Below are 9,672 nucleotides of genomic sequence, written 5' to 3'. Positions count from 1 at the left end.
AACATTCGTGCCAGCACCTTTGATCTTGGCACCCATATTGGACAGCAATGTGGCCACATCAATGATTTCCGGTTCCTTTGCCGCGTTTTCAATGACGGTGCGCCCTTTAGCAAGTACAGCTGCCAGCATGATATTGATCGTTGCTCCGACGCTGACAACATCCAGATAAATCTTGGCACCGCGCAGTTCATCCGCCCGCAAGTAGATGGCCCCGTGTTCATTTGTTACTTTCGCACCGAGTGCTTCAAATCCTTTTATATGCTGATCGATCGGACGGGGGCCTAAATGGCAGCCGCCCGGCAGGCCGATAGCAGCATGCTTAAAACGGCCAAGCATCGCGCCCATCAAATAATAGGAAGCACGAAGTTTTTTGACGTTCCCGTTCGGCATCGGCATGGCCACCATTTCCCGTGGATCGATGACCATTTTGCCGCCGCTGAATTCAACCTGCCCACCAATATCCTCCAGGAGTGTTTGCAATGTAAACACATCCGAGATTTCAGGGAGTCCTTCAATCGTTACAGGAGAAGATGCCAGGATGGAAGCCGGGATCAGGGCGACCGCGCTATTTTTAGCTCCACTGACCTTTATCTTACCGCGTAAAGGCTTCCCGCCTTTGATTTTGTAAACGTCCATTACTGTCTCCTTTTGGTGAATCACTTATGTCCTCTTGCTTCCCAATCCTTAAGAAACTGTTCGATTCCTTTATCCGTCAGCGGATGATGGAATAATTGCTGCAGCACCTTGAATGGAGTCGTGGCAATATGTGCACCTGCAAGTGCTGCGTCGGTAATGTGCTGAGGTCCCCGGATGGAGGCCGCAATAATTTCCGTATCAATGTCATGGATCGTGAAGATGTCTGCGATCGTACTGATCAGCTGAATCCCTTCCTGGCCGATATCATCGAGTCTGCCAAGGAATGGCGATACGTATGTAGCTCCTGCACGCGCAGCCAAAAGCGCTTGGTTAGCACTAAAAATAAGTGTGACATTCGTTTTGATGCCTTCTTGGGAGAACACGGAACATGCTTTCAATCCTTCAGGCGTCATTGGCAATTTCACCGTAATATTCGGAGCGATTTTCGCAAGTTCGCGGCCTTCCTTGATCATGCCTTCCGCATCAAGTGCAATCACTTCCGCACTGACAGACCCAGGCACAAGCGCTGTGATTTCACGTAAGCGGTCATGGAATGAAACATTCTCCTTCGCAACGAGTGAAGGGTTTGTCGTCACTCCCGATAGAATGCCCCAACTATGCGCTTCCTTAATCTCTTCAAAATTCGCTGTATCGATAAAAAACTTCATTCCATAATCCTCCTTGTTGAATTCTCATGATTGTTCAGAAAATGAATTCCGATGGTAAAGAAGGAGAATGCACCCCATGATGCTTCTCCTCCTATTTTTGATTCGCTTATGCTTTTTGCGAGCTGCCGAATTCACGCATTTTGCCAATAACGGTCTTTTTGATGGCATCGCGCATTGGCGTCAAATATTTACGCGGATCATATACTTCCTGATCCGATTTCAACACTTCGCGGACCGCTTTTGTGCCCTCGATCTGGTTTTCTGTGTTAACGTTAATTTTTGCAGTTCCGAGCGAGATAGCGCGCTGGATATCTTTTGTTGGAATACCTGTACCACCGTGCAAAACTAGCGGCAAATCGGATTGTCCCGAAATTTCTTCCATCTCTTTGAAGCCGAGATTTGGTTCGCCTTTGTACGGTCCATGTACAGAACCGAGTGCCGGTGCGAGGCAGTCGATGCCTGTTTCGTCTACAAGCTGCTTGCATTCCGCAGGGTCTGCATAGATGACGCCATCTGCTACTACATCATCTTCCTGGCCGCCCACGACGCCCAATTCTGCTTCGACGGACACGCCTTTTGCATGTGCGTATTCCACAACTTGTTTTGTAATTGCTATATTTTCTTCCAAAGGTTTCGAGGAAGCATCGATCATGACGGAAGTGAATCCTGCATCGATCGCCTCTTTGCATTTTTCAAAGCTAGAACCATGGTCAAGATGGATAGCGACTGGAACCGTGATGTTATAATCATGCATCAAGCCTTTCACCATGTTGACAACAGTTGTGAAGCCACCCATGTAACGTCCGGCTCCTTCTGAAACTCCTAGGATGACAGGAGATTTTTCTTCTTCCGCAGCTTGAAGAATCGCCTGTGCATACTCAAGGTTGTTCAAATTGAACTGACCGATTGCGTACCCTTCTTTTTTACCTTTGATCATCATTTCCTTCATTGAAACGAGTGCCATGGAATTTTCCTCCTTTGGATAAATGAACTTTGCTGTAAAGTTGTTTCATTCACGTTATTTACCTCATTAATCATAACAAAAACAGACAGTATTTACTACTGTCCGTGTTTGCATTGGTTTCATGTCTATTTGTCATTTTCAATAAAAAGACTGAACGCCCCCGTGAGGCTGTTCAATCCTGCTCAAACATTCCGAGAACGGCATCGCGTACTTCGTAAATATTGAAGGGCTTTGTAAAATACTTCGCTGCCCCCAGATCGATGGCATTTTCCGTCAGTTCAATTTCCCCATAGGCTGTCATCATAATCACCGGAACGTCCGGCCATCCCTTTTTGATCCGCTTTAACACTTCAATTCCGTCCATGCCAGGCATTTTCATGTCTAACAATACACAATCCGGTTTTTTCTCTTCTACGGATTGAAGTGCCTCTGCCCCGTTTGCTGCAAGCCGCGTATCAAACCCCTCCCGCTTAAAGACTTCTTCGAGTAATAGTCTGATTCCGGTTTGGTCATCGACAATTAACAAACTTCTCACATGAAGCACCCCTTTTTATACTATTACTCCCCCATAGTACTTATTTGACATGACACGAGTAAATCCTTCTTTCTCTTGCAAATTATCTAGGCTTTGAGACAATCTGGTTTGAGAACCATCCGTATCCACTCATCATATCACGTAAAGCGGGATGTATTGCTATTGTTCTTGGAGCGGACATCTTATAATAAAACGCGAGGTGGTATTTATGAAAATATTGACGACCCAAATCGGCGGTTTATTGCAGCGTATCGGTTCAGGTGGCGAGGAATCCATCGAAGAGACGGCACGTCTTCTCGCTCAAGCGTCCATCGGAGAAGGACGTGTCATTTTCGCCGCGTTTGATGAAATGGAAGCCGTCCTGCTTTCTGCCCAACTTGGAGCGGAGCCGTTTCAGGGAGCAGTCCGTTACGAGGAGGATATGGAAATCCGCTCGGCCGACCGCGTTTGGATTTTGACGAGATCTGCTCTAGATGAACGCGCTTTGGCGCTGGCCCGGAATCTGGCGGACCAGTTTATTCCTTTTGCAGTGACAGCAGGAGAGAAAGCAGATGAGCAAAATGAGCTCTCTGATTTGGCATACACGTATATTTCAACCGGGTTAACAAAAGGCCTGTTGCCTGGCCCGACCGGCGAACGGATTGTCCAGCCGCATGCTTTGGCTGCGTTGTTCATTTATGAAGCCGTGAAAATGGCCTATGACGAAATGGTTTCGGACGAGGAATAAAGTTAGCAGGAAGACTCCACATCGCGATGTAGCGGTGTGGGGTTTTATTATGTAATAAAAGACTTGCTGCCGTAGACGGCTATTTTCTTTTAATTCTGGGTTATTTATTATTAATGGGTACTACATATGGATGAACGCCAGATAATCGAAACGAACGCCAGAAAACACGGATGAACGCCAGATAATCGAAATGAACGCCAGATAATCGAATTGAACGCCAGAAACCGCGGATGAACGCCAGATAATCGAAACGAACGCCAGTAACCACGGATGAACGCCAGATAATCGAATTGAACGCCAGTAACCACGGATGAACGCCAGATAATCGAAACGAACGCCAGAAACCGCGGATGAACGCCAGATAATCGAATTGAACGCCAGTAACCACGGATGAACGCCAGATAATCGAAACGAACGCCAGTAACCACGGATGAACGCCAGATAATCGAAACGAACGCCAGATAATCGAATTGAACGCCAGTAACCGCGGATGAACGCCAGATAATCGAATTGAACGCCAGTAACCACGGATGAACGCCAGATAATCGAATTGAACGCCAGTAACCATGGATCAACGCCAGATAATCGAATTGAACGCCAGTAACCGCGGATGAACGCCAGATAATCGAATTGAACGCCAATATCTCCGGCTGAACGCCAGTAAATCTGAATGAACGCCAATATAACGAGATGAACGCCAATAACGCGCCGGCTTTTTCAACGTAAAAACCACCCTTCTGCAGCTATTTTTCAACTGTAGAAGGGTGGTTTTCATCGTTCAAACTATTAACCCGTTTACCGCAATGCGGCCAGGATTGATTTTATTTATTATGGTGAAGCGCAGCATTGACGAATTCACGAATGAGCGGCTGCGGACGCGTCGGACGTGATGCGTATTCCGGATGGAATTGGCAGCCGATGAAGAATGGGTGGCTTGGCAGTTCCATGATTTCTACGAGCCGCTGATCCGGGCTGATGCCGGCTACGACCATGCCCGCTTTTTCAAACTGCTCTTTATATGCCGTGTTGAATTCGTACCGGTGGCGATGACGCTCTTCCACGAAGTCTTTGCCGTATGCTTCGTATGTTTTTGTACCTTGTTTGATTTCACAAGGATAGCCGCCAAGGCGAAGTGTGCTTTCGTCTTCTCTGCCGCGGAAATCCGGGTGGATGACGAAAATCGGATCTTTTGTATGCGCGTCGAATTCGACAGAATGCGCATTGCCAAGGCCCATGACATCACGTGCATATTCGACAGCAGCCAGCTGCATGCCAAGGCCGATGCCGAGGAATGGCAAGTTGTGCTTACGCGCATAGGCAACTGCATGGATCATGCCGTCTACGCCACGTTCGCCGAAGCCGGCAGGAACGATGAGACCTTCTACATCTTTTAGCATCTCTGCTACATTGCCTTCTGTCACATCTTCTGAGTTAATCCATTTAATGTCAATGTCAGCATCAAACGCATAACCCGCGTGACGCAATGCTTCCACGAGGGAAATATAAGCATCTTGCAACTCCACGTATTTTCCTACAAGGGCAACGCGTACTTTGTTTTTCAAGTTTTTCACGAGGCTGACGATTTCTTCGACGCTGCCCATTTCTGGCGCTTTTGTTTCAAGGCCAAGGAACTCAACAACGATGTCATCCATGCGCTGCTCGTGCAAACGGAGCGGCACTTCGTATAATGTTTCTGCGTCACGTGCCTCGATGACTTCTTCCGGTTTAATGTTACAGAAAAGAGCGATCTTATCTTTCATTTCCTGCGGCACCGGGTATTCGCTGCGCACGACGATCATGTTTGGCTGGATGCCCAGGCTGCGAAGTTCTTTAACGCTATGCTGCGTCGGCTTTGTTTTCATTTCCCCTGCTGCCTTCAAATAAGGAATGAGCGTGTTGTGGATGTACATGACATCATCTTTGCCAAGGTCTGTTTTCATTTGACGGATGGCTTCAAGGTATGGAAGCGATTCGAAATCTCCGACGCTGCCCCCGATTTCCGTGATGACGACATCTGCTTTCATTTCCTGACCTGCACGTTTGATCAATGTTTTGATTTCATTCGTGATATGCGGGATGACTTGGACAGTCGCTCCGTTGTATTCACCGTTCCGCTCTTTTTGAAGAACGTTGGAGTACACTTTCCCCATTGTGATGTTGGAGTACTTATTCAAATCGATATCGATAAAGCGCTCATAATGGCCGATGTCGAGATCCGTTTCTGCGCCGTCTTGAGTAACGAAAACTTCACCATGCTGTAACGGGCTCATCATCGTCGGGTCTATGTTAATGTATGGATCGAATTTTTGCATTGTCACTTGTAATCCGCGGTTTTTGAGAAGCCGTCCGAGAGATGCTGCATTGATTCCTTTACCTAGCGAAGATACGACACCGCCGGTAATAAATACGTATTTTGTCATGATAACTCCTCCATTTCTTTTTTCGGGGTGTGACTGGATGCATATGAAACAACAAAAAAGCTCCTCGTTGTAGTCTATCTACAAGAGGAGCGCATATACATGAATTCATGTGTCCTTTTTCAAGGAGCCCAATTAAATCTTAATTCTTCAGGAGCTCGAAGTCAAGCAATAATTATTAGAGATCGTCCTCGTCCTCTTCTAACTCTTCCTCTTCTTCATCTTCCTCATCGAGTTCTTCCTCGTCAATGTCGAGTTCCTCGTCCGGAATGATTTCCAGCTCGTCATCCGCATCAATTAGATCTTCTTCGATTTCAATGATGTCTTCCTCTTCTTCTTCCTCATCGAGGTCCTCATCATCTTCTTCGTCGAGTTCATCATATTCCTCATCGAACAATTCTTCATCCTCGTCTTCTACGAGATCTTCCTCTTCTTCCTCGTCCTCATCGTCATACGCCTTCTTCTTTTTCTTCTTGCGTACTTTAACGACTGGAGCCGTTTCCTCTTCGATTTGATCGACTGGATACCACTCGCGGAGGCCCCAACGATTATCGTGGATGGCAAGGAATCTACCGTCAATGTTCATATCCGTATAAAATTGCAGGAGCTTGTCTTGCATTTGAGTTTCATTCATACCCGTCAATTCGCGGATTTCATCCATCAACTGCTGAAGGGTCAATGGTTCGCGCCGGTCTGTTAAAATGGCAAACGCAATGTCAATCATGGATTCTTCAGCTAGTTCTTCTTTTGTCATTTCTTTAAGATTCAATAGACGCACGTCCTTTCCCTGAACATAAGCATACTTATCATTATATACAAAGCTGTCCCTATTATGCTACCATCTTTTACTCTTCTTGAATCGTCTGAACTCTTTGATGCTCAGGCACGAAAGATACGAGGCTGCGAGCAGGAATGGGATCGCGCCCAAACCGACACCGTACATGAAATAAATCAGGACAATAATGATCAAAATGATGATTGCGTGATGGTACGTTTTCATGCCGGCCAGGCCCCCTTCGCTTGTATCCTTATTATACGGATGATGAACATCCAAAATCCACTAAGAATCCAACAAATTGAAAATGTTTTAGTCTTGTCGTCCCATGAATCCATCGTCTTGGATTTACGGTTTTTCAGCATCTCAATAAAACCGCATAAAAACGCCCAAGTATTTACATATGTTATGTGTACCCTATTTATTCATCGGTTAGTCACTTGGCATGGAAGAAAGGACGATCCGCTGGTGGATCGTCCTTCAAGTTTCTGTGAGCTCTTCCCTTACATATTCCGTCTATATTGGCCGCCCACTTCGTATAACGCGTTTGTGATTTGGCCAAGGCTAGCCACTTTAACAGTTTCCATCAGTTCAGCGAAAATGTTGCCGCCCGTTGTCGCCACTTCTTGAAGATGACGAAGCGCTTGCGCGGCTTTATCTTCATGCTGCTGTTGGAATGAACGCAAATTGGCGATCTGCGTTTCTTTTTCTTCTTTCGTCGCCCGGGCGATTTCCATGTTATCAATGTCTTCTTCAGATGGCGGATTCGGATTCAGGTACGTATTGACGCCGATGATCGGCAATTCGCCCGAATGCTTCTTCATCTCATAGTGCATCGATTCCTCTTGGATTTTGCCGCGTTGGTATTGTGTCTCCATAGAACCAAGCACGCCGCCCCTGTCATTCAGACGGTCAAATTCCTGAAGGACCGCTTCTTCCACAAGATCTGTCAGCTCTTCGATAATGAAAGCTCCCTGTAGCGGGTTTTCATTTTTAGACAGGCCATGCTCCTTCGTAATGATCATTTGGATTGCCATTGCCCGGCGCACCGATTCTTCCGTCGGCGTCGTGATCGCTTCATCATACGCATTTGTATGGAGCGAGTTGCAATTGTCTTGCAATGCCATAAGAGCTTGCAACGTCGTCCGGATGTCATTGAAATCAATCTCCTGTGCATGCAGGCTGCGGCCCGATGTTTGGACGTGGTATTTCAGTTTTTGGCTCCGTTCATTGGCGCCGTATTTCTCCCGCATCGCGACTGCCCAAATGCGGCGCGCCACTCGGCCGATAACCGTATATTCCGGATCAAGGCCATTCGAGAAGAAGAACGATAAATTCGGTGCGAAATCATCAATCTTCATCCCGCGGCTCAAATAGTATTCAACATACGTAAAACCATTTGCCAGCGTAAACGCGAGTTGCGAAATCGGGTTGGCTCCCGCTTCGGCGATATGATACCCCGAAATGGAGACGGAGTAGTAATTCCTCACCTTATGGTCAATAAAGTACTGCTGGATATCCCCCATCATCCGGAGTGCGAATTCCGTCGAGAAGATACATGTATTCTGCCCTTGGTCCTCTTTCAGAATATCCGCCTGCACGGTACCACGGACAACTTGGAGCGTTTTCTCCCGGACATCCGTGAATTCTTCGAGCGTCAATGTCCGGCCGAGCTCTTCCTCCAGCTTCCTCACCTGCTGATCGATCGCCGTATTCATGAACATCGCCAAGATGATTGGAGCTGGACCGTTGATGGTCATGGACACGGATGTCGACGGCGCACAAAGGTCGAAACCCGCATATAGTTTCTTCATGTCTTCCAATGTACAAATGCTGACGCCCGACTCCCCGACTTTTCCGTAAATATCCGGCCGTTCGTCAGGATCTTCCCCGTATAATGTTACGGAGTCGAAGGCTGTCGATAAGCGTTTCGCGTCGTCGTCTTTCGACAAGTAATGGAAACGGCGGTTCGTCCGTTCCGGCGTTCCTTCTCCTGCGAATTGGCGTTTTGGATCTTCCCCTTCACGTTTGAACGGGAACACACCGGCTGTATATGGGAAAGAACCCGGTACGTTTTCCTTGTACACCCAGCGCAGGATTTCGCCATAATCCTCATATTTCGGAAGTGCAATTTTGGGTATCTTGAGTCCTGATAAGCTTGTTGTCCGAAGGATGGTGCGAATTTCCTTATCACGGATTTTTGTGACGAATTCATCGCCTGCATATGTCTGTTTCAAGGCTTTCCAGTTTTGAAGAATCCGTTTTGATTCGCCTGTCAGCTCCTCACGCACTCCTTCAGCCAACGACTCTAGTGACGCAATGAGCGCATCCTCTGGTGCAGAATCTTTGACCGTCTGAAGTGCACCTTCCAATTGGAAGAGACGTCTTGCAAGATCCACCTGCTGGGCGGATTTTTTATGGTAGTCCCGGATCGTCCCAGAAATCTCACGCAAATAATGCGTCCGGTCGTTCGGGATGATGACGTTCTGCTTTTGTGTCTTGACGAATTCTGTGTAGGACGTCTCCCAGTCAAGCGAGCATTTCTCATTCAGCTTCCCAACAAGAGCTGCAAAGAGGGAATTTGTGCCTTTGTCATTGAATTGGCTAGCAATGGTGCCGTACACCGGCATTGTATCCAAGTCCTTATCGAACAGCATATGGCTCCGCTGATACTGTTTTTGCACTTGGCTCAACGCATCTTCGGATCCTTTTCTTTCGAATTTATTAATGACAATCAAATCCGCATAGTCGATCATATCGATTTTTTCTAGCTGCGTTGGCGCACCGAATTCACTTGTCATGACATACATCGACACATCGGAGATTTCCGTAATTTCCGCGTCCCCTTGCCCGATTCCACTCGTTTCCACGATGATCAAATCGTAGCCGGCCGTTTTCACGACATCGAGCACATCTTGGATGGCACCGGACAGTTCAGTTCTCGAACCAC

Annotated in this window: 9 protein-coding genes and 1 pseudogene; 1 reads left to right on the top strand and 9 read right to left on the bottom strand. The window is 47.2% G+C overall.

What is annotated here, in order from left to right:
• The 4 genes and pseudogenes from NCCP2222_RS20365 to NCCP2222_RS20350 all read right to left on the bottom strand — a co-directional run.
• Positions 1-636: pseudogene (locus tag NCCP2222_RS20365) on the bottom strand (UDP-N-acetylglucosamine 1-carboxyvinyltransferase); the annotation flags it as partial.
• Positions 637-656: 20 nt separating this feature from the next.
• The gene (gene fsa / locus NCCP2222_RS20360; RefSeq protein WP_248514228.1) at positions 657-1,304 is read right to left on the bottom strand and encodes a fructose-6-phosphate aldolase; all 648 of its coding nucleotides are present in this window, start codon (positions 1,302-1,304) and stop codon (positions 657-659) included.
• 106 nt (positions 1,305-1,410) lie between these two features.
• On the bottom strand, positions 1,411-2,268 hold the full coding sequence (locus NCCP2222_RS20355; RefSeq protein ID WP_248514227.1) for a class II fructose-bisphosphate aldolase: 858 nt from the start codon (positions 2,266-2,268) through the stop codon (positions 1,411-1,413).
• Positions 2,269-2,440: 172 nt separating this feature from the next.
• Positions 2,441-2,803 carry a response regulator gene (locus NCCP2222_RS20350; protein WP_238078735.1) on the bottom strand — a complete coding sequence of 121 codons (363 nt, stop codon included), beginning with the start codon at positions 2,801-2,803 and terminating at the stop codon, positions 2,441-2,443.
• 208 nt (positions 2,804-3,011) lie between these two features.
• On the opposite strand from NCCP2222_RS20350, the gene NCCP2222_RS20345 reads away from it, so the two are divergent.
• Positions 3,012-3,530: a DUF2529 family protein gene (locus tag NCCP2222_RS20345; RefSeq protein WP_248514226.1), complete on the top strand. Its 519-nt coding sequence runs from the start codon at positions 3,012-3,014 to the stop codon at positions 3,528-3,530.
• A gap of 120 nt (positions 3,531-3,650) precedes the next feature.
• On the opposite strand, the gene NCCP2222_RS20340 is transcribed toward NCCP2222_RS20345, so the two are convergent.
• The 5 genes from NCCP2222_RS20340 to icmF form a co-directional block, all read right to left on the bottom strand.
• Positions 3,651-4,211 (bottom strand): hypothetical protein, encoded by a 561-nt coding sequence (locus tag NCCP2222_RS20340; protein ID WP_248514225.1) that lies wholly within the window; start codon positions 4,209-4,211, stop codon positions 3,651-3,653.
• A 140-nt stretch (positions 4,212-4,351) separates the two neighbouring features.
• A complete protein-coding gene (locus NCCP2222_RS20335) occupies positions 4,352-5,950 on the bottom strand; it encodes a CTP synthase (RefSeq protein ID WP_248514224.1) in 1,599 nt (532 codons plus the stop codon).
• A 175-nt stretch (positions 5,951-6,125) separates the two neighbouring features.
• A complete protein-coding gene (gene rpoE, locus NCCP2222_RS20330) occupies positions 6,126-6,725 on the bottom strand; it encodes a DNA-directed RNA polymerase subunit delta (protein WP_309295983.1) in 600 nt (199 codons plus the stop codon).
• A gap of 57 nt (positions 6,726-6,782) precedes the next feature.
• Positions 6,783-6,947 (bottom strand): hypothetical protein, encoded by a 165-nt coding sequence (locus tag NCCP2222_RS20325; RefSeq protein WP_248514222.1) that lies wholly within the window; start codon positions 6,945-6,947, stop codon positions 6,783-6,785.
• Between the two features lie 278 nt (positions 6,948-7,225).
• The coding region (gene icmF / locus NCCP2222_RS20320; protein WP_248514221.1) for a fused isobutyryl-CoA mutase/GTPase IcmF at positions 7,226-9,672 on the bottom strand (2,447 nt) is incomplete at its 5' end.

This window comes from Sporosarcina sp. NCCP-2222, assembly GCF_023168145.1.
Lineage (GTDB): Bacteria > Bacillota > Bacilli > Bacillales_A > Planococcaceae > Sporosarcina.
This window is presented reverse-complemented; position numbering and strand designations above follow the sequence as displayed.

Bases quoted from the DNA above. Each gene is read 5' to 3' on its own strand.
- NCCP2222_RS20345 (WP_248514226.1), top strand. From the start codon at position 3,012: ATGAAAATATTGACGACCCAAATCGGCGGTTTATTGCAGCGTATCGGT.
- NCCP2222_RS20325 (WP_248514222.1), bottom strand. From the start codon at position 6,947: ATGAAAACGTACCATCACGCAATCATCATTTTGATCATTATTGTCCTG.
- NCCP2222_RS20355 (WP_248514227.1), bottom strand. From the start codon at position 2,268: ATGGCACTCGTTTCAATGAAGGAAATGATGATCAAAGGTAAAAAAGAA.
- fsa (WP_248514228.1), bottom strand. From the start codon at position 1,304: ATGAAGTTTTTTATCGATACAGCGAATTTTGAAGAGATTAAGGAAGCG.
- NCCP2222_RS20335 (WP_248514224.1), bottom strand. From the start codon at position 5,950: ATGACAAAATACGTATTTATTACCGGCGGTGTCGTATCTTCGCTAGGT.